Raw genomic sequence first — 21,063 nt, 5'->3', positions numbered from 1 at the left:
GGTTATAGGCAAGCACATGAGGCGCCCTTCAAAGGTGTGTCGTTCGCCCTGGCCGAGGTTTTGGCCGAGGAGTGGGGTGTCACCCTCGAAATGCGCCCCTTCGACGCCGTCTCCAAGGTTTTCGCCACCTCGGCCGGTGCCGTAGACTGCCCCTTATAGCGGCTTGACCCTCAGGACCTGAGACAGGACTGAGCAGTGTCCAGATACCAATTGACGAAATCGATCACTTTCTTCTCATCATTCACAGAGAACGGGCCTGGCACATATCCGCGGCCCTGCACGCCTTTGAAGTTGTTCTCCGCCAGCCACTTGTCCTGGTCGTTGGTGGCGTTCCACAGCGCGGTGAGGTGGGCCAGTTCGTAGTCGCGGCCTTCCACGGCATCCTTGTGCACCAGCCACTTGCCGCGCACATGGGTGGTGCCAACATCGATCGGCCAGGCCTCGAAGCTGAAGGCGTGGTCGCGCAGAGCGTGGCTGAAGGCGTTGGGCTCGGTAGCCCAGCGCAGGGTGCCGATATTGCCCTCGCCGGAGGGAATCAGCAGCCGGGAACAGGCCAGGCGGCCGTCCAGGGTCAGGGACTCGACGCCGTCCTTGATCGGGAACCGCAGGATGTCAAACCAGGCGCCCTCGGCCGGGCCGTTGACCAGGCCATTGGCGTGGCAGACCGCTTCGAAGTCCTTCATCCAGTCCGGCTGGGCGTCGAAGTAGTCGTCCTCGGTGGGATCGCGAAACGCGGTGAGCAACTCCGGATGGCGCGCGCTGCAGTGGTAGCATTCGCGGCCGTTCTCCATCACCAGCTTCCAGTTGGCGTACTCGGGCAGCACCACGCTGTGGGCGAGCTGGGCGTTTTCCAGGTCGTGGGGGGCGAGCATCGGCTCGAGCTGGCGACGAAACTCGGCGAAATCCGGGACATCGTCCGACAGGGCGATGAAGATCACCCCCGCCACCACCTCGCAGTGCACCGGAATCAGACCATGCTGGCGCGGATCGAAGTCGGCGGGCATGTTGCGGGCGAAGATCAGGTTGCCGCCGAGGTCGTAGGTCCACTGGTGGTAAGGGCAGACTAGGCGCCGGGCCGAGCCCTTGTCGCTAGTGCAGAGCAGTGCGCCGCGGTGCCGGCAGGTATTGAAATAGCCGCGTACCACGCTTTCCGATTCGCGGATGATCACCACCGAGGTCTTGCCCAGTTGCACGGTGATGTAGTCGCCGACCCGGGGCACCTCTGCCAGGTGTCCGGCCTGCAGCCAGGCGCGGGTGAAGACCGCCTCCATCTCGAAGTCGAATACTGCGGCGCTGGTGTATAGCGCCTGGGGCAGGGTGTGGCCGCGGCGGCACTGGCCATAGAGGTCGGCCAGGTGCGGAGCGAAGGAAAGGGTGGGCACGGGAGCGTGGTGGCTGCAGCCGGTCATGGAACAAACCTCATTGAAGGTCGCCTGCGCGGGCGTTCATTGTTGTAGGGGCGCCCGCTGGTTATAAGATGCCGGCGTCGGGCCGCCAAACGAATACGCGGCATACCCTGCATTCCTTTTTTCATGCAGGCGGGCGGGCATTCCAAGGCGGAATGGGCGCATGCCGATTGATCCTTTGCGGCGGCGGCGGTGAGTTCCGATAGTGACGGGCGCAACCAACAACAAGAGCCGAACCGCCATGACCACTTTCGCGCAGTCCCTCGCGCCACGGGCCTGGAGCCCGGGGCGCCATGCCGTCCGTTGCGTGGGCACCGTCCAGGAAACCCAGGATGTCCGCACCTTCTGCTTCGTCGCCGAGCAGCCCTGCCTGTTCCTGTTCAAGCCGGGGCAGTTCGTCACCCTGGAATTGGTGATCGACGGTGAGACCCTCATGCGTAGCTACACCATTTCCAGTTCCCCGACCCTGCCCACGACGTTTTCCGTGACCATCAAGCGCGTCCCGGGCGGCAAGGTGTCCAACTGGCTACACGATCAGTTCGGCGCAGGCCAGGGCCTGATCGTCCACGGGCCGGCCGGGCGTTTCCACCTCACGCAGCGCCCGGCGGACAAGGTGCTGCTGCTGTCCGGCGGCGTCGGCATCACCCCGCTGATGTCAATGGCGCGCTGGCTGTGCGATACCCACAGCGGGGCCGACACGGTGTTCGTGCACAGCGCACGCACGCCAGGGGACATCATCTACCACCGCGAACTGCGCCATATGGCAGCGCGCAACCCGGCGTTCCAGTTGCACCTGGTGTGCGAGCGCCAGGGCAGCGGCGAAGCCTGGGCGGGTTATCGCGGCTACCTCGGCCGGGCGATGCTGGAGCTGATGGCAGCGGACTTTCTCGACCGCGAGATCTTCTGCTGCGGCCCAGCGCCCTACATGGCAGCGGTCCGACACCTGCTCGACGAGGCCGGTTTCGACCGCCGTCGCTACCACGAGGAAGCATTCGTGCCGTTGGCAGAGGCGCCGCAGCCCACCACGGAACAGGCCCACGTGGTGCATTTCGCCCGCAGCGACAAGCGCATCCGCATCGCCCCCGGCGAGACCGTGCACGCGGCCGCCGGCAGGGCCGGCGTGGCCTTGCCCAAGGCGTGCGGGATGGGCATTTGCGGCACCTGCCGGGTGCTCAAGCAAGCCGGCGAAGTGCGCATCGCGGCCAACGGCGGGATCAGCGAGGAAGAACTCGCCGAGGGCTATATCCTGTCGTGCTGTAGCGAGCCACTGGGCGATGTGGTCATCGATGCCTGAAATTGCCGGGCCGCGTGATTGCCGGTACCCTCGGACGCGCGCACCCCGCGCCCGCCCGGACCCTACCCATGACCTCGAAGAAGTTGCCACCACTCAGCGCCATCGTAGCCTTCGACGCGGTAGTGCGCCTTGGCACTTTTACCCGTGCCGCCACTGAGCTGTACCTGACCCAGAGCGCTGTCAGCAAGCAGATCAAGCGTCTGGAAGAAAGCCTGGGCACGCAACTGTTCGAGCGGCGCGGCAACGAGGTCAGCCTGACCGGCAACGGCGCCGTGCTGTACCGCGCGGTGACCCAGAGCCTGCAATGCATCAAGGAGGCGGTGCAGCAGATTGACAGTGCCCAGGCGCCCGGCCTGTCCATCGCCGCCAGCAGCGGCATCGCCAGCTACCTGGTGATTCCGCTGCTGTCGCGCTTTCGCAAGCTACACCCGCAGGTCAACGTACGGGTAGTGGCGGTCGAGGACCGCCGTGCCATCGATTTCAGCGCCACCGATTTCGCCATCGCCTACGGCGACGGGCAATGGCCGGCGCTGCGTAGCCAGCGCATCGCCGAGGAGGAAATCTTCGCTGTGTGCATCCCGGCCTATCGCGACCGTATGCAGGTCCGGGGTCTGGCCGACCTGGCCCGCTGCGACCTGATAGAACTGGAATCCAACGACCCGGCGACCCTCTCGACCCGCCAGTGGATGCGCCGCGTCGGTTTCGAGGGCCGGCACCAGGGGACCATCCTGCGCGTGTCGAGCTACGACCTGGCGATCAAGGCCGCCCTGGCCGGTGAAGGCATCGCCTTGGCCTGGGCCGAAGCCCTGCCGCCGGAAGTCGATGGTCAGCGCCTCTGCCGCGCCTGTCCCGAAACCCTGTTGACGGGGCAGGGGGAGTACCTCGCCTGTCCTGCCTCCCGCGAACTGACCCCGCTGGCGCGCACCCTGTGGGAGTGGGTCGGCGCCTCGTCCTGACTGTCATTTCCTCAGGCAAGCCTCGATACCAGCGCATCTTCACGGAATTTGCATGCGTCTTGCGCATGCAGGCCAGAAGCAATATGCGCTTTTGCCATGCCCGGGCCGGGGGTATGTTGGGCCTGTACACGGCACCCGCCGTGCACCTCTCGAACAAGAACAATAACAAGCTCGCGGCGCCACTGGTGCGCCGGTCAGCGGCTGGAGGTCAACGATGTCCGTGCAGTCGAACAGTCTCAACACCACCCTGTCGTCCACCGAATCATCCATGGTCGCCGGCCCCGGCGCCTGGACCACCTTGTTCATCCTTACTGCGGTCTATGCGATCAACATCGCCGACCGCTATGTCCTCTCCACCCTGATCGAACCGATCAAACACGAATTCCAACTCAGCGATGCCTCCGTCGGGTTTCTTACCGGAGTCGCCCTGGCGATCTTCTACGTCGCCGCTGGCCTGCCCCTGGGCGCGCTGGCCGACCGCACCAACCGCAAGCGCATGATCGGCGTGGCGGTGGCGGTCTGGTCGGCCATGACCGTGCTCTGCGGACTGAGCGGCAACTTCTGGCACCTGCTGTTGGCGCGGATCGGTGTCGGTGTAGGCGAGGCGGGTGGGACGCCGCCCAGTCACTCGATCATCGCCGACAAGTTCCGTCCCCGGCTGCGTGCCTTCGCCCTGTCGCTATACGGCATCGGTGCCAGCGTCGGCGCCTGGTTCGGTGCTTCCGGGGCCGGCTACCTGAACGACGCCTATGGCTGGCGCACTACGCTGCTGGTGTTCGGCCTCTGCGGCTTGCCCTTCGCCCTGCTGGTGTGGCTGTGCATTCGCGAACCGAAGCGGGTGCACGATGAGCCGGTCGTACCTGCAAGCGAAGACAGCAGCTTCAAGGCAGCGCTGGCCTACACCTTGCGGCGCCGCGCACTGTTCCACCTGATCGCCGGCGCCACCGTGATCACTTTCTGGGGCTGGGGCATTCTCTGGTGGGCCACCTCGTTCCTGGTGCGCAGCCATGGCCTGACGGTGGGCGAGGCGGGGGCGCTGCTCGGGCCCATCCACGGACTGGCCGGAACCGCGATGATGATCGTCACCGTGCTGGTCATGCTGCTGTTGCGCGGCAAGCCGATGGGCCGCCAGTCCAGTTTCGTGGCCTGGACCACCTTGCTCGGCACGCTGTTTTCCGTGGCCCTGTTCAGCACCTCGCGGCTCGACCTCGTTCATGTGCTGCTGTGGCTCTTCGTGCCCATTACCTATATCTACATCGGCCCTTCCATCGGCCTGTTGCAGAACCTCTATCCCGCGGGGATGCGCGCCAAGGGCTCGGCGATCCTGCTGTTCACCGCCAACATCGCCAACCTGGCCATCGCCCCGCAACTGGTCGGCCTGCTCTCCGACCTAGTCGGCCCGTACCTGGCCAACCCGGCCGAATCGCTGCGCTATGTCCTGCTTGGCTGCGCCTTCACCGGCTTCTGGGCGACCTACCATTACTGGGCCTGCGCCCGTCACATGCAGAGGGAAATCCAATGATCCAGCCACTCGCGATCAACGTCGACCAGGTGCGCTACACGCAACGCCCGCTCTCGGGACAGGCACGGGTCAAGATGGGCTGGTCGGTCCCGCTGGAGGACGAGGGGCCGCTGCTGGCCGGGTTCGCCCGCTGGGATGGCGATGACTCGCCGTACAAGATCCTCGACTACGACGAGGTGCTGATCGTGCTGGAAGGCCACTTCGGCTTCCAGCTGGAATCCGGCGAACGCTTCGAAGGCGGTCCGCATACCACCTTGCGCATCCCCAGGGACACCGCGGTCAAGTACTTCGGCACCGAGGCGAAAGTCTTCTTCGTCATTACCCCGCCAGGCGAGTGAACGGCATCATGGACGCAGCAGCAATGGATATAAGGCTCAAACCCCACGACGATCGCACCAACGGCTGGTCGGCGATCCTGCCCCCGCGCCAGGCCCATGCGCCCCTTGACCAGCGCATCAAGGCCGACTGGCTGGTGATTGGCGCCGGTTACGCCGGGCTGGCTGCGGCGCGGCGCCTGGCGCACAACCGTCCCAACGAGCATATCGTCGTGCTCGAAGCCGGTGAGGCGGGTGACAATGCCTCGGGGCGCAATTCCGGTTTCGCCATCGATGTACCGCACAACGTCGGCAGCTCTACCGCAGAGCTGGAGAAGGCGGCCAACTACAAGCGCCTGATGAAGGCGGGCATCGCTTACCTTGACGATATCGTCAGGGCGCGGCAGATCGCCTGCGACTGGAGCGAGAAGGGCAAGTACCACTGCGCCGCCGCACCGCAGTTGGCCGAGACTCTGCTGCGCCAGCATGCCCATGAACTGGATACACTGGGCGAGCCCTACCAGTGGCTGGAGCAGGCCGAGCTGGCCCGACGCCTGGGCACCTCGTTCTTCCATGCCGGGATCTACACCCCCGGTTGCATCCTGCTCAACCCGGCGGCGCTGACCCGTGGTCTGGCCGATACCCTGCCGGAGAATGTCACGCTGTACGAGAACAGTGCTGTCACCCGCCTGGAATGCGGTGCGCGCATCCACGCCAGCACCGCCGGAGGTGCGGTCAGTGCCAGCCGGCTGATGCTGGCCAACAACGGCAGCGCTTCGCAGTTGGCAGGCTTCGAGCGGCAGATGTTCAATGTCGCATCCTATGGCAGCCTGACCCGGCCACTGACGGCTGAGCAGCGGGCGCGGATCGGCAACGTCGAGGAGTGGGGCGTGACCCCGGCCAACGCGGTCAGCGGCGCGACCATGCGTTATACCCGTGATCATCGCCTGCTGATCCGCCAGCAGTTCGACTTCACTCCGCGCCTACAGGTCGACGAACGTGTTCGCCAGCGGGTCCGGGCGCAGCATCGCGAAGTGTTCCTGGCACGTTTCCCGGCGCTGGAGGATGTGGCGCTGGAGCATTTCTGGATGGGTTTCTTCAGCATCACTCGCAATGGCGCGCCGCGATGGGGCAAGATCGAGCGTAATGTCTACGCCGCCGTGGGCTGCAACGGGGTCGGAATCGCCAAGCAGACCATCGCCGGGGTGACCCTGGCCGACCTGGCCTGTGGCGTGGACAACGAACTGATCACCGACATGCGCGAACTGGGCGTCCCGCAGCGGTTGCCGCCCAGGCCATTCCTCGATCTTGGGGTCAAGGCCTATCTCGCCAAGGAGCGTTGGGTCGGGAGACAGGAATATTAAGAAAGGCGGGCCATGAGCATATCCAGAAAGCGACTTCCTCCCCTGCAGAACCTCGAAGCCTTCGAGGCTGCCGCCCGGCACCTGAGCTTCACCCGGGCGGCGGAGGAGATCAACCTGTCGCAGAGCGCGGTGAGCCGGCAGATCAAGCATCTGGAAGAGAGCATGGGCGTGCAGTTGTTCACTCGCACGCACAAGGCTCTCGACCTGACCAAGGCCGGTCGCACCCTGCTTGGCGGCATCGAGCGCAGCCTGGCGGAACTGCGCCGTACCGTGGAGACCATCGAGAACGACAAGAGTCCCACCGTGACCATCAGCGCCAGCATGGCCATCGCCAGCTTCTGGCTGCTGCCCGGCATCGCCGAGTTCAAGGATCGCCATCCGGAAATCCGCGTGCGGGTCATCGCCGTTGACGGCGAGGACTACGCGGCGATCCAGGACAACGAGACCGACTTCACTATCCTCTACGACCAGGGCCAGCGCGGCGGGCACGTGTGCATCGGCCTGTTTGAAGAGGTGATCTTCCCCGCCTGCACCCCGGCCTACCTCAAAGGCCGCGACCTCCCTGGCATCGCCGATCTGTCCCGGGAGAAGCTGATCGACTTCGAGGTCCGGCACCTGCGCACGGTCAAGGGCTGGCCGGACTGGTTCAACCGCGCCGGCTGCGAAACCCGGGGGATCAACTACACCCTGTCGGTTTCCAACTACGACCTGGCCTGTCGCGCCGCCTTCGCCGGCCAGGGGGTGATGCTGATGTGGGCCTACGTCGCGCCCCTGGCGGACTTCGCCAATGGCAGCCTGGTGCGACCAGTCGACGCGGTGGTTAATACCGGGCATGTCGAGTACCTGGTGCATGGCCAGGGCCTGGAGGCGTCCCGTCCGCACATGGTGTTCAAGGACTGGATCCTGGATTACGCCCGCCGTACCAACGAGGCGACGCGGGCGTTCCTCGGTCTCTGAACACCTTCGCGTGCATGCGTCTGCGGCATGCACTGCCTGGGAAATGAGCGTTTGTCCGCCGGCCGGCGGCGCGGCAACACTGACGGCTCCTCATACAAGAACAACAAGAGGTTCGTCATCGTGTCCCGACCCATCCGTACTCACCGCGCATTCTGCGCTAGCGCCATGCTCCTGTGCAGCCTGCCCCTGATGGCCGAGGAAGCCGCCGAAGGCCTGCTGGAAGGCAGCTCCCTGCAACTGATCAATCGCAACTTCTATTTCAACCGCGATTTCCGCAGCCGCGGCGATGGCATCTTCAATCCCCGGCAGCAGAGCTATCGGGAAGAGTGGGCCCAGGGGTTCCAAGGCTTCTTCAGTTCCGGCTATACCGCGGGAACCCTGGGTGTCGGAATCGACGCCCATGCCTTGCTGGGCTTGAAGTTGGACAGCGGCGGCGGCACTTCTGGCACCAACCTGCTGCCGCTGGACAGCCAGCGACGCGCCGAGGATGACTTTTCCGCCGCGGGCGCAGCGCTCAAGCTGCGGGCGTTCGACACGGAGATGAAAGTCGGCGACCTGTTCCCCATAACGCCGGTGTTTCAGCGTGGCGATGGCCGCCTGCTGCCGCAGAGCTTTCGCGGCGTTTCGCTGCGCAACACCAGCCTCGACGGCCTGACCCTGCAAGGCGGCCATCTGCATGCGGCGCGCAACAAGGCCAGCAGCAACCACGACGGCGAGATGAGCACCGAATACGGCGGCACTGCTTACCGCAGCGCCAGCTACCTTGGCGGCGATTACGCCTTTGCCGACGGCACCGCGTTTAGCCTTTACCAGGCGCGCTTCGAGGATGTTTGGACGCAGCGCTACATGAGCTTGGCGCGTACGTTCGCATTCGATGAGGGGCATGCCCTGGACCTGGGCGGCAATTTCTATCGCACCCGCGACCAGGGCCGCGCACTGGCCGGGGATATCGCCACTGACAGTTGGAGCACCTACGCCCGTCTGCGCACGGGAGCGCATTCGATGACGCTGGCTTATCAGCGCATCGACGGCGACCAGCCATTCGACTACCTCGGCGACGGCGATTCGATCTACCTGGCCAACTCGGTGCTGTATTCCGATTTCAACTCACCGAACGAGCGCTCTTGGCAGATCCGCTACGACTTCGAGCTGGCTGCCTGGGGGCTGCCAGGGTTGAGCTTCATGGCGCGCTATCTGCGCGGCTCTGGCATCGACAACAGCGAAGTCGACAGCACTGGCGCCTATGCTTATTACGCGACTTTGGGAGATGGCGGCAAGCATTGGGAGCGCGATTTCCAGCTGAAATATGTGGTGCAAAGTGGGCCAGCGAAAAACCTGTCGTGGGTAGTGCAGCAGACCACCCACCGCGCCAACTCAGCCCAGGCCGATGGAGACGTTGATCAGGTACGGATCATCACCCAATATCCGGTTGACGTCTTTTGAAACCAGGATGGGGAATGGGTGATAAATGGATACCTGGTATATGGCGTGAGGCTGGACTTGTGGTATTCCTTTTCCTTGGGTCTGCTTTGGACGAGCGCATCCCATATGAAAATTTTTTTATACACAGCTCCATTCTTCACGGCTCTAGGCCTTCACTTCAAATTAGATTTCAACAGCTCGCAGGCCCGATGCGAGTCTCGTTTCCCGCTCCAGTTATAGATCTACAGAGTTCCATGAAAGTCTGTAAGTCGTTGAAAAAAAGGGCCTTCGGGCTAATGCCAGTCAGTTAAGCCTTAGTGGCAGCCATTGGGGCCGCAAAGCGACCCCAATCGCTTAACTGACCGACATTAGCCTTCGGTCCTTTTTTCGTTCCAGCGGGAACCATCGAAAACCGGCGAAGTCATTTGCCGTTCGCCGTTCGGTGACTTTCACCTTGCGCAAGCTACGGGTGTGCATCGACCTTGGGGCTTTTTCGCCGTGAGTGAAGCATGGGTATGGCTGGCTGAGGAGGAATCGCAAGACCACTAGCCCTGCTGCTGGCTGGTGCCATCGCCTCCCACCCAGCGGACACCGCCCGCTCACTTGCCGCCAGCGGTGACCTCACGATAAATCTCCTGCAGGTTGGCCTTGCGTTCCTGGGTAGTAGGATGACGCAAGATCGGCGACGTGACGATTTCTTCCACGTCACCGGCCATGACACTGGCCTGATTGCTGCCGGCGTTCGCAACCGGCTCAGCTTTGGCTGCTGGCAAGTCCTTGATGAATGCCTCGAGTGCCTGCGCCAACTGCTCGCGATCGGGGTAGACTCGACTGAGCATCTTCACCGCGCAGGAGTCGGCCTGCAGCTCCTGATCGACGTGGTGACGGGTGAATTGCCCTTTCTCCAGCTTGATCCGATCGACCACCGCCTTAGGGTTGCCTTCGGCGTTTCTCATCACATCGAGCAAGGCCGACTTGGCACTGAAGGAGTCGACCACCAGGCTCTGCATCTCTTTGGTTTCATGCCGCTGCAACACGTGGGATATCTCGTGGGCCAGGGCGAAGTAGGCCTTTTTCTGCATCTGTGACGTGGTCAGCAACCCCTTGTCCAGATACAGGTAGCCCCCAGGCAAAGCCAGGGCGTTGTGGCTGTCGGTGCCGACGATGAACAACTTGAATCGATAATCGTAAGGTTCGTGGATGCTCGCCAGAATATCGCTGAGCATCTTGTCGGCGGCCGGGTAATACTTGCGCCCCTGCTTGCTGGTGCGGCCCAGCAGTTCGCTTTCGGCAGACCTATGCTGGCGCTCGGCATACATCACCTCGGCACTCATGGGCATCCAGTTCAACTGTTTGGCTGCCCGTTTCGCCGAGTCACCGAGCTTGTCGGTGGAGGGGGCCGCTTGCGCACCACCTGCGCCGAGCAGCCGGGTCAGGTGCCCGGAAACGCTGTCCAGGCCTTCTTTCATGCCAAATACCGACAGCGAGGCAAAGTTATCGGTCAGCCGATAGGGCTGCACCAGCTCGGCGCAGTTGCGGTCGAGCACCACCAATGCCCTGGGCGGTAGGCTGTCGAATTCCTTGATGTGCTGCGGGGCTTTGGAGCTACCGAAGGGGTTGGAAAGCTTCGTCGGGCTGCAGGCGCTGGACAATATCGCCAAGGCCAGCAACCCATGCAGGGCCATGCGTCCACTCATGGTATATCCTCGACAGATGCTTGCCTGTCACTTGAGTTGTTGCTTGATCTGGTTGATGCGCAAGTCCCTGGCGCCGTAGTACCCCTCTTCATCCAGAACCGCCGCTTCATACACCAAGCGTTGGGTCGGGTCGGTCACTTCCTTGCGAATTTTCTCCAGGCGAGGTCGGACCTCGGGATCGGCCTCGGCGCTGGCCAGGTCGGACTGGGCGGCCTGGGCGTTGAACGGGCGGTCTTCCTCGAGCTTACGGCCACCTACCTTGCGAGTGCTGGCCAACCTGGAAAACACCGATGCCAGCGAGCCGCAGTCGGACTGTGCTGGTCCGTTCTCGGTCGTTTGCGCCGCCAACTTGGCCAAGTGGGCCGGCAAGTCTTGCAGCCCTTTGCAGTCCTGGGCCATAGCGGCCGTCGAGGCAGGCAGCAGTAGCATGGCGATGCAGAGCTTGAAACAGAGCGAATTCATGGCATGTCCTCGACTAGTGAAAGAAGCCCTTGACCAGTGACGCAAACCAATCCCAGTAGTAGGCAAGCAAGAGCACCAGGAAGAACGCCACCCGGCGTATGCCCAGCAAGACCGCCGCGCCATATTTCTCGCGATGCCACAAACGCGCGCAATCCAGGTAGAAGAAACGCGTCGCCCGCTCTTGAAGGGTGTGCGCATAGTGCGGGCGCTGTTCGGCTTCCAGGGCCAGCCGGCTGGCATAGCTGTCGGGGCCGCTGGCCTGCAAGCGCCGCACCAGGGCTTGACGCTGCTCATAGCCTTGCTTCACGGCGGTGCCGATGGCGCTGGTGAAGAAACTCTCGATCAGCATCCCCACGGCCATCGGCAGCGGCGATAGCCAAATACTGAAGCAGCGCAGCACCAGGTATGACCCTACGGTCAGCACACCGACCACGATCACGAAACCGATGGCCAGTAGCAGGATCAGCCAAGGGGCCGCCTGTCGCTCCAAGGCCTTGGCACTGAAGCGCAGAGAGAAATAGCCACGCCAGGATAAATCGATCAGGCCGCCCATCATCAAGCCAAGCAGCACATCCAGGCTGAATGCGAGCAGGTCATACCGGGTGGTGGGTTGCAATAACGACATGAACGCGGCGGCATGCACCTCCACGCCATACATGATGCCGAGCGGTGTCAGGAAGGTATCGCCATCACCGAAGCTGGCCCCGACGAAGACGACCTTGTCTTTAACATCACCGATCGCTTCATACCGCGAGTCGTGACATTGCGCTGCTCCCATGCGGGAAGACAACTGGCAAAACGAAACGACACGCAACCCGGAAAGATATTGCCCCGGGCTGATGATCAGTGGTGGGCGGTGGTTTGCATGCTTTTTCAGGCAGTTGTCCGGCCAATTGGAGGGGGAATCGCCCCGATAGACCTTGAATGCGGTGGCAGCCACTGAGTCGTCATTGCAGTCTAGGTCGTTGACCAGGCCGAAGTTGACGCTGATGCTGGGGTCCTCGGCAAAGGTCACGTGATGCCCAGCTCGTTCCACGGCAGCGCGCCACTCTTCGCTACGCTGCTGGGCTTGCGCATCCAGCATCGGGAACGGTGCAATCAGTACCGTATGGGTTTCTGCGTCGGGTTGGGCGAGCAATACTTGGAGCTTGTTGTCGCAATCCAGGGAACTCAGGTCCTCGGAGCCGTCAGGATGCAGAAGGGGCAGTCCGGGAGAAAGGTCGAGGTCGATCACCAGCAGCTTCGGCTTTAGCGCGTAGATGTCGCTGAGATCCTGCCACAACTGGCAGCGATCCAACGGATTACGTCCCCGGTAGAAGTCCTCATGGTTATTTTGGTCGAGCAGGACCAGGGTCACCGTGGCAGCGCTGCTGTCCGGCAATGGCATATTCTGGGCCGTGACATTGGCGATCCCAAGAAAAGCGTACCCCTCGATGGCCTTCAGCCAATGCAACCGGTGATCGAAGATGAATACCACTGCAGCAACCATCAGCGCGGCCGGCAAATGGTGGGTACACACGGACAATAAATGGGCAAGCCAGTGCTCGGATTTGACATGGCCGGTCATACCATCGCTTCCGCCATTCGCAAAACGTTGACGCAGGCATCTACCCAAGGGGCTACAGAAACCTGCCGTTGTTGCGCTCCGGTACCGAGCAACGGCCTAGACCATTGCAATGAATGGCTTGCTCAAGCGTTGCGCTCACCGTTCACAGTAGCAGTTAGCCAGCTTGCCGCAAGCGCGCTTTATCGACTTGCTCGTTCCAGCACGGCATCACCCAGCTGAAGTAAGGAAAAGGGGCTCCGCTTGCCACCTGGCCCCGGTCAGAGACAAATTTCAAATAATGGGGTCCTGCCCCAGAACCTTGCTCAAGGCCACCCGCGCATCTTCCAGTTGCACCAGGGCGGCATGCCGGGCGCCGAGGGCATCGCCATTCTGGATTGCGGTAAGGATTGCCTTGTGCCGAGGCAGGGCAAGTTCGTCAAAGTTGGCGCGCTGGTTGGAATAGCGCACCGACTCGCGCAATGCCATCGATAGCATGTTGCACAAATAGGCCAGCAGGTCGTTGTGGGTTGCATCGGCGATGCGTGCATGGAAGTCCAGGTCCGGCTGCAGGCGCTCTTCATGGGTGCGTGCAGCTTCCATGCGTAGATAGGCCTCAGCGATCGAAGCGACGTCCTCGGCGGTGGCGTTGGTGGCGGCCAGGGCAGCGGCGGCCGGCTCGATGACCCAGCGCACACTGGACAAGGTATTGAAGAACTCCTGCTGCGGGGTGGCCTGCATCAACCAATGGAGCACGTCAGGGTCGAGCATGTGCCAGTCATGGCGCGGCCTGACCAAGGTACCGACCCGGGGACGGGCTTCGACCAGGCCCTTGGCGGTGAGGGCGCGCATGGCCTCGCGGAACACCGGCCGACTGATCGCGTAGGCTTCGCACAGGCTGGCCTCGGAGGGCAGCTTCTGCCCGGGAGTGAGTTGGCCGGATACGATCTGCAGGCCGAGGTCCTGGACCAGGGTGGCATGCATGCTCTTGCGCGGAGTGGGCTGGCGGTAGTTCATGTGGGGCGCGGAGGATCCTTCGGGTAGAGCTGCGCATCATAGCGTGTGGGAACGGCCTTGTGTCGCGAAAGGGCCGCGAAGCGGCCCCCACAAGGCGGCATGGCCCGGCTCAGTGCGAATGCTTGGGCACTGCCGCGCCACGGCAGCCGACCAGGAAGTCGAAATCGCAACCTTCGTCGGCCTGCATCACATGATCCAGGTACAGCCGCGCATAGCCGCCACTGATCAGCTGGGGCGGGGCCTGCAGGTCTGCCAGACGGCCGGCCAGTTCTGCATCGGAAACATCCAGGTGCAGGCGGCCTTCCTGGCAATCAAGTTCAATCCAGTCGCCTTCGCGCACTGCCGCCAACGGTCCACCTGCGGCCGCCTCCGGGGCTACATGCAGAACCACCGTGCCGTAGGCGGTGCCGCTCATGCGTGCGTCAGAGATACGCACCATGTCGGTCACGCCTTGGGCCAGTAGTTTGGCCGGCAGGCCCATGTTGCCGACTTCGGCCATGCCCGGGTAACCCTTCGGTCCACAATGTTTCATCACCAGCACCGAGTTGGCGTCCACCTCCAGCTCAGGATCGTTGATGCGCGCCTTGTAGTCCTCGAAGTTTTCGAACACCACGGCGCGACCGCGATGGCGCATCAGTTCGGGCGTCGCCGCCGACGGTTTGAGCACAGCGCCTTTAGGTGCAAGGTTGCCGCGCAGAATGCAGATACCGCCATCGGCAACCAGTGGCTGGTCGATCGGGCGGATGACCTGTTCGTCGTACAGCGGTGCGGCCTGGCAGTTGTCCCACAGGCTCTTGCCGTTGGCGGTGAGGGCGGTGGGGTTGGGCAGCAGGCCGTGTTCACCAAGGCGACGGATTACTGCGGGCAAGCCGCCGGCATAGTAGAACTCTTCCATCAGGAAGCGCCCCGATGGCTGTAGGTCGACAAGGGTCGGCGTACCGCGGCCAATGCGGGTCCAGTCCTCCAGTTGCAGGTCGACGCCGATGCGCCCGGCAATCGCCTTGAGGTGGATCACGGCATTGGTCGAACCGCCGATGGCCGCGTTGACGCGGATGGCGTTTTCGAACGCTTCGCGGGTGAGAATCTTCGACAAGCGCAGGTCTTCGCGAACCATATCGACGATACGCATGCCCGACAGATGGGCAAGCACGTAGCGACGGGCGTCCACCGCCGGGATCGCAGCATTGTGCGGCAACGAGGTGCCCAGCGCCTCAGCCATGCAGGCCATGGTCGAGGCGGTGCCCATGGTGTTGCAGGTGCCCGCCGAGCGCGACATGCCGGCCTCGGCCGAGAGGAATTCGTTGAGGTCGATCTGGCCGGCCTTGTAGGCCTCGTGCATCTGCCAGACGATGGTGCCAGCACCGATATCCTTGCCCTTGTGCTTACCGTTGAGCATCGGCCCGCCGGTGACCACGATCGCCGGCACGTCGCAGCTTGCAGCGCCCATCAGCAACGCCGGGGTGGTCTTGTCACAGCCGGTCAGCAACACCACGGCATCGACGGGGTTGCCGCGGATGGCCTCTTCCACATCCATGCTCGCCAGGTTGCGGGTGAGCATCGCGGTGGGGCGCAGGTTGGACTCGCCGCTGGAAAACACCGGGAACTCCACCGGAAAACCACCAGCTTCCAGCACGCCTTTTTTCACATGCTCGGCAATCTTGCGGAAATGCGCGTTGCAGGGAGTGAGCTCGGACCAGGTGTTGCAGATGCCGATGATTGGCTTGCCTTGGAATTCATGATCGGGGATGCCCTGGTTCTTCATCCAGCTGCGGTACATGAAACCGTTCTTGTCGGCGGTGCCGAACCATTGGGCGGAGCGCAGGGGGCGTTTGCTATCAGACATGGGTAGACACCTTATTAGTATTACTAATTGTCGTTATTCGGCTGACTCTACCGGCAAAAACGACTGATGTGAAGGCTTGTTGTTTTAAATAGTAATACTATATTATCGATTGGCCCGGTCAGAGGTCTGCCCAAAAAGTCCCGGCCAGGTGCTGTGCTCATTACAAGAACAATTGGAGGCATCGCCATGATTCAGGAGCAGCGGCTCGTCCGCCTGATCACACTGAAACTCATCCCCTTTTTGGTCCTGCTTTATCTGGTGGCTTATGTCGACCGTTCGGCGGTGGGCTTCGCCAAGCTGCACATGGGCGCCGATATCGGGCTCGGTGACGCTGCCTACGGTTTAGGCGCCGGGCTGTTCTTCATCGGTTATTTCCTGTTCGAGGTACCGAGCAACCTGCTGCTCGACCGCTTCGGCGCGCGTCGTTGGTTCGCCCGCATCCTGGTGACTTGGGGCGCGATCACCGTCGGCATGGCGTTCGTCACCGGGCCTAACGGCTTCTATGTGATGCGGTTCCTGTTGGGGGCGGCCGAGGCTGGCTTCTTCCCGGGCGTGCTGTATTACATCACCCAGTGGTACCCGGTGCGCCATCGCGGCAAGATCCTCGGCTTCTTCATCCTTTCGCAGCCGTTGGCGATGCTGATCACCGGGCCGTTGTCAGGCGCACTGCTAGGGCTCGATGGCAGCTATGGCCTGCATGGTTGGCAGTGGTTGTTCATCTGCATTGGCACCCCGGCGGTGCTGTTGGCCTGGCCAACCCTGCGCTTGCTGCCGGATGGCCCGGCCAAGGTACGTTGGCTCAGCGACGAGCAACGTAGCTGGTTGCAGGAACAACTGGCCAACGACCTGCGCGACTTCGGCCAGACCCGTCATGGCAACCCTCTGCATGCCTTGAAGGACCGCCGGGTACTGCTGCTGGCGCTGTTCTATCTCCCGGTCACCCTGAGCATCTATGGCCTGGGCCTGTGGCTGCCGACGCTGATTCACCAGTTTGGCGGCAGTGACCTGGTTACCGGGTTTATCTCGGCAGTGCCGTACCTGTTCGGCATCATCGGCCTGCTGATCATTCCGCGCAGCTCTGATCGTTTGAATGATCGTTACGGCCACCTGGGCGTGCTTTACGGCTTGGGGGCCTTGGGCCTGTTCCTCAGCGCCTGGCTGAGTGTGCCCGCGATGCAGTTAGGCGCATTGTGCCTGGTGGCCTTCGCACTGTTTTCCTGCACGGCAATCTTCTGGACCTTGCCAGGGCGGTTCTTCTCCGGTGCCAGCGCTGCAGCGGCGATCGCCCTGATCAACTCGATCGGCAACCTTGGCGGCTATGTGGGGCCGTTTGCCATCGGCGCGCTCAAGGAGCACACCGGGCAACTGTCGTCCGGCCTGTATTTCCTGGCTCTGGTGATGCTGTTCGGGCTGTTGCTCACTGGTGTGGTCTACAACCGCCTCGAGCGCCGCCAGCGCCTGGCTTCCACGCGGGTGGCCGAGGCCAGCCGCTAATCTTCGCAACCGAAAAGCGAGAACAAGCATGCGATTGATCCAATTCGAAACTGCCACCGGCCAGCGCCGCGTGGGTGTGGTGGAGGGCGAGCAGGCCCTGGAAGTCCGCGGCGTCAGCAGCACCCGCGAACTGGCCCTGCAGGCCATCGCCGCTGGCCGCGACCTGGCAAGCCAGGTACAGGTGGCGGGCTTGGGGGAAGGGCATGACTATCCGGCACTGTTGGCCGAGGGCCGGGTGCTACCGCCGCTTGACCATGAAGACCCGGCGCATTGCCTGGTCACCGGTACCGGGCTGACCCACCTGGGCAGCGCCGCCACCCGTGACAAGATGCACCAGCAGCAGGCCGAGGGTGCAGTCACCGACAGCATGCGCATGTTCCAGTGGGGTCTCGAGGGCGGGCGACCGCCAGCGGGCGAGGAGGGCGCGCAACCGGAGTGGTTCTACAAGGGCGATGGCGCCATCGTCGTGCGCCCTGGTGCCGACCTGCCGCTGCCAGCCTTTGCCGAAGATGCTGGCGAGGAGCCAGAGCTGGTCGGGCTGTATGTGATCGGTGAATGCGGCACGCCGTTCCGTCTCGGCTATGCCCTGGGCAACGAGTTTTCCGACCATGTCATGGAGCGGCGCAACTACCTGTACCTGGCCCACTCCAAGCTGCGCGCCTGCAGCTTCGGCCCGGAGCTGCGCCTGGGCGCGTTGCCAGCGCACCTGGAGGGCCGTAGCCGCATCCTGCGCGATGGCCAGGAACTGTGGAGCAAGCCGTTCCTTTCCGGCGAGCAGAACATGTGCCACAGCTTCGAGAACCTTGAGTTCCACCATTTCAAGTACGCCCAGTTCCTGCGCCCAGGCGATGTTCATGTGCACTACTTCGGCACCGCCACGCTGTCGTTCGCCGACGGCATCCAGGCGCGCCCGGGCGACACCTTCGAGGTCAGCCTGGACGCCTTCGGCCAGCCGCTGCGCAATGGCATCGCCGCTGCGTCCGAGGCGGTGCGCCCCGGGGGCGTGAAAAGCCTCTGAGCCGAATGCCAGTCAGTTAAGCCTTAGTGGCAGCCATTGGGGCTGCTTTGCAGCCCATCGCCGGCAAGCCAGCTCCCACAGGGACCGCGCAGATCTCAAGCTTTGCGCAGTCCCTGTGGGAGCTGGCTTGCCGGCGATGGGCCGCACAGCGGCCCCAAATGGCTTAACTGACCGGCATTAGCCTCTGAGCCTTCTTTCTTCGTTACAGGAGTCAACCATGTCTGGAAGCAACTTCATTGGCGGCCAGCGTCGCGCGGCCGGTAGCGTGCGCCTGCAGAGCCTCGACGCACGTACCGGCGAAGCCCTACCCGTGGCCTTTGTCCAGGCCACCCCTGAAGAGGTGGCCGCTGCGGCGGTGGCCGCCGAGGCGGCATTCGCTGAATACAATGGCTTGGCGCCGGAGCGCCGGGCGCAGTTCCTGAATGCTATTGCCGACCAGCTGGACGCGCTGGACGATGCCTTCGTCGCCATTGTGTGCCGCGAAACCGCGCTGCCCGTTGGGCGCATCCAGGGCGAACGTAGCCGTACCAGCAACCAGATGCGCCTGTTCGCCCAACTGCTGCGTCGTGGCGATTACCTGGGCGCGCGCATCGACCGTGCGCAGCCCCAGCGTCAGCCGTTGCCGCGCCCGGACCTGCGCCAGTTCCGCACCGGCGTCGGCCCGGTGGCAGTGTTTGGCGCCAGCAACTTCCCGCTGGCATTCTCCACCGCCGGTGGCGACACCGCTGCCGCTCTGGCCGCCGGTTGCCCGGTAGTGGTCAAGGCGCACAGTGGCCACATGGCCAGCGCCGAGCAGGTAGCCGAGGCGATCGAGCGAGCGGTCGTGGCTACTGGCATGCCAGCTGGCGTGTTCAACATGATCTATGGCGCAGGCGTCGGCGAAGCACTGGTGCGCCACCCGGCGATCCAGGCGGTGGGCTTTACCGGCTCGCTCAAGGGCGGCCGTGCCTTGTGCGATTTGGCTGCGGCGCGTGCGCAACCGATTCCGGTGTTCGCCGAAATGAGCAGCATCAACCCGGTCGTGCTACTACCAGGGGCACTGCAGGCCCGGGGTGGGCAGGTGGCCAAGGAACTGGCCGCCTCGGTGGTGTTGGGGGTCGGGCAATTCTGCACCAACCCAGGCCTGGTCATCGGTATCGCTGGCGAGTCGTTCAGCGCCTTCGTCGCCTCCCTTGGCGCGCACCTGGCCGACCAGGCTGGCCAGACCATGCTCAACGCTGGCACCCTGCGTAGCTATGCCAATGGCGTGCAGCGTCTGCATCAGCACCCCGGTGTGCGTCATCTGGCCGGGGTCGACCAGGCCGGCGACCAGGCCCAGGCGCAGCTGTTCCAGGCCGACGTGAGCCTGCTGCTCAATGGTGACGAACTGCTCCAGGAAGAAGTCTTCGGCCCAACCACCGTGGTCGTCGAAGTGACTGATGAGGCCGAACTGCGCCGTGCACTGGAAGCCCTGCATGGGCAGTTGACTGCCACCTTGATCGCCGAACCGGAGGATTTCCAGCGTTTCGCCGCACTGGTGCCCGTGCTGCAACGCAAGGCCGGGCGTCTGCTGGTCAACGGCTACCCGACCGGGGTCGAGGTGTGCGATGCGATGGTGCACGGTGGACCATACCCGGCCACCTCCGATGCCCGCGGCACGTCGGTTGGCACCTTGGCCATCGACCGCTTCCTGCGGCCGGTGTGCTACCAGGACTACCCGGACGCGCTGTTGCCGGACGCCCTGAAAAACGCCAACCCGTTGGGCCTGCAACGCCTGGTCGACGGTAAGCACAGCCGCGACGCGCTGAGCTGAGGCCAGCGCCAACGAGCGTGACGCGGTTGCGGCGGGGGATCAGGCGTCTGTGGCCCACCCCTGCCGCGCCGCACGGCGAATGCCTTGGAGCAACATGGCGAATGCCGGGTTGTCGTTGTCCTGGTGCCAGCTCAGATACAGTTCGCTCACCACGCCTTCACCCAGGTCGATCTCGCGAAACACCACATGCTTGAACGCCACACTGCTGGCACATCGTGGTACCAGGGCTAGCCCCATGGACGCGTTGACCAGTGCCAGGATGGTCAGGGACGACCCTAGCCATTGCACGAACTCAGGTGCGACACGCGCTGAGCGTAGCCTGCCGGTGAGCAGCTCGTTGAACGGCGGGTACGCGGAATGGGCGTACATCAGAAACGGCTGGGCATCCAGGTCCTGAATCGAAACTACATCAGCGCTGGCGAGCCGATGGCTGCTGTGTACGGCCAGCACGAACGGCTCGCGCACCAGGCATTCGTTGACATAGCCCGGCTCCATGAACGGCGCCCGCACGATGCCCAGATCGATGCGTCGGGCACGCAGGGCTTCGTGCTGCTGATAGGTGTTCATCTCGGACAGATTGATCTTCACCTGCGGTTGCTTGAGGCGGGCCTCGGCAATGACCTTGGGTAGGAACTCATATACCGCGCTGCCCACGAAACTGACGTTCACCGTACCGATATCGCCTTCGGCATAACGCCTGGCGCTGGCTGCGGCCTGCTGGGCACGCTCCAGCAGGTTCTGCGCCTCGATGAAGAACGCCCGGCCGGCGGCGGTAAGGGCAACCGTGCGCGTGGTGCGGGTGAATAGCTCGACGCCCAATGCATGCTCCAGTAGCTGGATCTGCCGGCTGAGCGGCGGTTGAGTCATGTTCAAGCGTTCCGCTGCCCGGCGGAAATTAAGCTCGGTGGCCACGGTGGTGAAGCAGCGCAGTTGGGTAAGTTCGAACATTGATCCAATCCGGG

At 63.4% G+C, this 21,063-nt stretch carries 17 protein-coding genes and 1 pseudogene; 11 read left to right on the top strand and 7 right to left on the bottom strand.

Annotated features, from left to right (window positions below):
• Positions 1 to 170: 170 nt before the first annotated feature.
• Positions 171 to 1,409, bottom strand: coding sequence for an aromatic ring-hydroxylating oxygenase subunit alpha (locus tag TZ03_RS03010; protein WP_053388388.1), 1,239 nt, complete (start codon positions 1,407 to 1,409; stop codon positions 171 to 173).
• Between the two features lie 238 nt (positions 1,410 to 1,647).
• On the opposite strand from TZ03_RS03010, the gene TZ03_RS03005 reads away from it, so the two are divergent.
• From TZ03_RS03005 to TZ03_RS31405, 8 genes and pseudogenes are all read left to right on the top strand, one after another.
• Positions 1,648 to 2,700 (top strand): hybrid-cluster NAD(P)-dependent oxidoreductase, encoded by a 1,053-nt coding sequence (locus TZ03_RS03005; protein WP_051095671.1) that lies wholly within the window; start codon positions 1,648 to 1,650, stop codon positions 2,698 to 2,700.
• A gap of 68 nt (positions 2,701 to 2,768) precedes the next feature.
• Entirely contained in the window at positions 2,769 to 3,656 is an 888-nt protein-coding gene (locus TZ03_RS03000; protein ID WP_053388387.1) for a LysR substrate-binding domain-containing protein, read from the top strand.
• A gap of 214 nt (positions 3,657 to 3,870) precedes the next feature.
• Positions 3,871 to 5,178, top strand: coding sequence for a spinster family MFS transporter (locus TZ03_RS02995; protein ID WP_051095670.1), 1,308 nt, complete (start codon positions 3,871 to 3,873; stop codon positions 5,176 to 5,178).
• On the top strand, positions 5,175 to 5,516 hold the full coding sequence (locus TZ03_RS02990) for a hypothetical protein (protein ID WP_051095669.1): 342 nt from the start codon (positions 5,175 to 5,177) through the stop codon (positions 5,514 to 5,516). Before TZ03_RS02995 ends, TZ03_RS02990 begins: the two co-directional genes overlap by 4 nt.
• A 23-nt stretch (positions 5,517 to 5,539) precedes the next feature.
• Positions 5,540 to 6,856 (top strand): NAD(P)/FAD-dependent oxidoreductase, encoded by a 1,317-nt coding sequence (locus TZ03_RS02985; protein WP_051095668.1) that lies wholly within the window; start codon positions 5,540 to 5,542, stop codon positions 6,854 to 6,856.
• 12 nt (positions 6,857 to 6,868) lie between these two features.
• Positions 6,869 to 7,813: a LysR substrate-binding domain-containing protein gene (locus tag TZ03_RS02980; RefSeq protein WP_051095667.1), complete on the top strand. Its 945-nt coding sequence runs from the start codon at positions 6,869 to 6,871 to the stop codon at positions 7,811 to 7,813.
• Between the two features lie 120 nt (positions 7,814 to 7,933).
• The gene (locus TZ03_RS02975; RefSeq protein ID WP_236692761.1) at positions 7,934 to 9,256 is read left to right on the top strand and encodes an OprD family porin; all 1,323 of its coding nucleotides are present in this window, start codon (positions 7,934 to 7,936) and stop codon (positions 9,254 to 9,256) included.
• 78 nt (positions 9,257 to 9,334) lie between these two features.
• Positions 9,335 to 9,421: pseudogene (locus TZ03_RS31405) on the top strand (hypothetical protein); the annotation flags it as partial.
• 413 nt (positions 9,422 to 9,834) lie between these two features.
• On the opposite strand, the gene TZ03_RS02970 reads toward TZ03_RS31405, so the two are convergent.
• The 5 genes from TZ03_RS02970 to TZ03_RS02950 form a co-directional block, all read right to left on the bottom strand.
• Positions 9,835 to 10,932 (bottom strand): M48 family metalloprotease, encoded by a 1,098-nt coding sequence (locus TZ03_RS02970; RefSeq protein WP_082056524.1) that lies wholly within the window; start codon positions 10,930 to 10,932, stop codon positions 9,835 to 9,837.
• Between the two features lie 27 nt (positions 10,933 to 10,959).
• Complete coding sequence (locus TZ03_RS02965) at positions 10,960 to 11,394, bottom strand: hypothetical protein (RefSeq protein WP_051095665.1); 435 nt, start codon at positions 11,392 to 11,394, stop codon at positions 10,960 to 10,962.
• A 13-nt stretch (positions 11,395 to 11,407) separates the two neighbouring features.
• Positions 11,408 to 12,961, bottom strand: coding sequence for a CHASE2 domain-containing protein (locus TZ03_RS02960; RefSeq protein WP_051095664.1), 1,554 nt, complete (start codon positions 12,959 to 12,961; stop codon positions 11,408 to 11,410).
• 270 nt (positions 12,962 to 13,231) lie between these two features.
• Positions 13,232 to 13,954: a FadR/GntR family transcriptional regulator gene (locus tag TZ03_RS02955; protein WP_051095663.1), complete on the bottom strand. Its 723-nt coding sequence runs from the start codon at positions 13,952 to 13,954 to the stop codon at positions 13,232 to 13,234.
• A 109-nt stretch (positions 13,955 to 14,063) separates the two neighbouring features.
• Positions 14,064 to 15,797, bottom strand: coding sequence for an IlvD/Edd family dehydratase (locus TZ03_RS02950; RefSeq protein ID WP_051095662.1), 1,734 nt, complete (start codon positions 15,795 to 15,797; stop codon positions 14,064 to 14,066).
• Positions 15,798 to 15,983: 186 nt separating this feature from the next.
• Between TZ03_RS02950 and TZ03_RS02945 the strand changes: the two genes are divergently transcribed.
• The 3 genes from TZ03_RS02945 (at position 15,984) to TZ03_RS02935 (ending at position 20,101) form a co-directional block, all read left to right on the top strand.
• The gene (locus tag TZ03_RS02945; protein WP_051095661.1) at positions 15,984 to 17,291 is read left to right on the top strand and encodes an MFS transporter; all 1,308 of its coding nucleotides are present in this window, start codon (positions 15,984 to 15,986) and stop codon (positions 17,289 to 17,291) included.
• Between the two features lie 28 nt (positions 17,292 to 17,319).
• Positions 17,320 to 18,309, top strand: a complete 990-nt coding sequence (gene araD1 / locus TZ03_RS02940; protein ID WP_051095660.1) for an AraD1 family protein — start codon at positions 17,320 to 17,322, stop codon at positions 18,307 to 18,309.
• A gap of 217 nt (positions 18,310 to 18,526) precedes the next feature.
• A complete protein-coding gene (locus TZ03_RS02935) occupies positions 18,527 to 20,101 on the top strand; it encodes an aldehyde dehydrogenase (NADP(+)) (RefSeq protein WP_051095659.1) in 1,575 nt (524 codons plus the stop codon).
• 39 nt (positions 20,102 to 20,140) lie between these two features.
• On the opposite strand, the gene TZ03_RS02930 is transcribed toward TZ03_RS02935, so the two are convergent.
• Positions 20,141 to 21,049, bottom strand: coding sequence for a LysR family transcriptional regulator (locus TZ03_RS02930; RefSeq protein WP_051095658.1), 909 nt, complete (start codon positions 21,047 to 21,049; stop codon positions 20,141 to 20,143).
• Positions 21,050 to 21,063: the final 14 nt, after the last annotated feature.

The organism is Pseudomonas sp. 10-1B, assembly GCF_000935045.1.
In the GTDB taxonomy this organism is placed as follows: domain Bacteria; phylum Pseudomonadota; class Gammaproteobacteria; order Pseudomonadales; family Pseudomonadaceae; genus Aquipseudomonas.
The sequence above is the reverse complement of the archived record's forward strand: the minus strand, read 5'-3'. Positions and strand labels throughout refer to the sequence as shown.

Excerpts from the sequence above, each read along its gene's own strand:
- TZ03_RS03010 (WP_053388388.1), bottom strand. The coding sequence starts at position 1,409 with ATGACCGGCTGCAGCCACCACGCTCCCGTGCCCACCCTTTCCTTCGCT.
- TZ03_RS03005 (WP_051095671.1), top strand. The coding sequence starts at position 1,648 with ATGACCACTTTCGCGCAGTCCCTCGCGCCACGGGCCTGGAGCCCGGGG.
- TZ03_RS03000 (WP_053388387.1), top strand. The coding sequence starts at position 2,769 with ATGACCTCGAAGAAGTTGCCACCACTCAGCGCCATCGTAGCCTTCGAC.
- TZ03_RS02995 (WP_051095670.1), top strand. The coding sequence starts at position 3,871 with ATGTCCGTGCAGTCGAACAGTCTCAACACCACCCTGTCGTCCACCGAA.
- TZ03_RS02990 (WP_051095669.1), top strand. The coding sequence starts at position 5,175 with ATGATCCAGCCACTCGCGATCAACGTCGACCAGGTGCGCTACACGCAA.
- TZ03_RS02985 (WP_051095668.1), top strand. The coding sequence starts at position 5,540 with ATGGATATAAGGCTCAAACCCCACGACGATCGCACCAACGGCTGGTCG.
- TZ03_RS02980 (WP_051095667.1), top strand. The coding sequence starts at position 6,869 with ATGAGCATATCCAGAAAGCGACTTCCTCCCCTGCAGAACCTCGAAGCC.
- TZ03_RS02970 (WP_082056524.1), bottom strand. The coding sequence starts at position 10,932 with ATGAGTGGACGCATGGCCCTGCATGGGTTGCTGGCCTTGGCGATATTG.
- TZ03_RS02965 (WP_051095665.1), bottom strand. The coding sequence starts at position 11,394 with ATGAATTCGCTCTGTTTCAAGCTCTGCATCGCCATGCTACTGCTGCCT.
- TZ03_RS02960 (WP_051095664.1), bottom strand. The coding sequence starts at position 12,961 with ATGACCGGCCATGTCAAATCCGAGCACTGGCTTGCCCATTTATTGTCC.
- TZ03_RS02955 (WP_051095663.1), bottom strand. The coding sequence starts at position 13,954 with ATGAACTACCGCCAGCCCACTCCGCGCAAGAGCATGCATGCCACCCTG.
- TZ03_RS02950 (WP_051095662.1), bottom strand. The coding sequence starts at position 15,797 with ATGTCTGATAGCAAACGCCCCCTGCGCTCCGCCCAATGGTTCGGCACC.
- TZ03_RS02945 (WP_051095661.1), top strand. The coding sequence starts at position 15,984 with ATGATTCAGGAGCAGCGGCTCGTCCGCCTGATCACACTGAAACTCATC.
- araD1 (WP_051095660.1), top strand. The coding sequence starts at position 17,320 with ATGCGATTGATCCAATTCGAAACTGCCACCGGCCAGCGCCGCGTGGGT.
- TZ03_RS02935 (WP_051095659.1), top strand. The coding sequence starts at position 18,527 with ATGTCTGGAAGCAACTTCATTGGCGGCCAGCGTCGCGCGGCCGGTAGC.
- TZ03_RS02930 (WP_051095658.1), bottom strand. The coding sequence starts at position 21,049 with ATGTTCGAACTTACCCAACTGCGCTGCTTCACCACCGTGGCCACCGAG.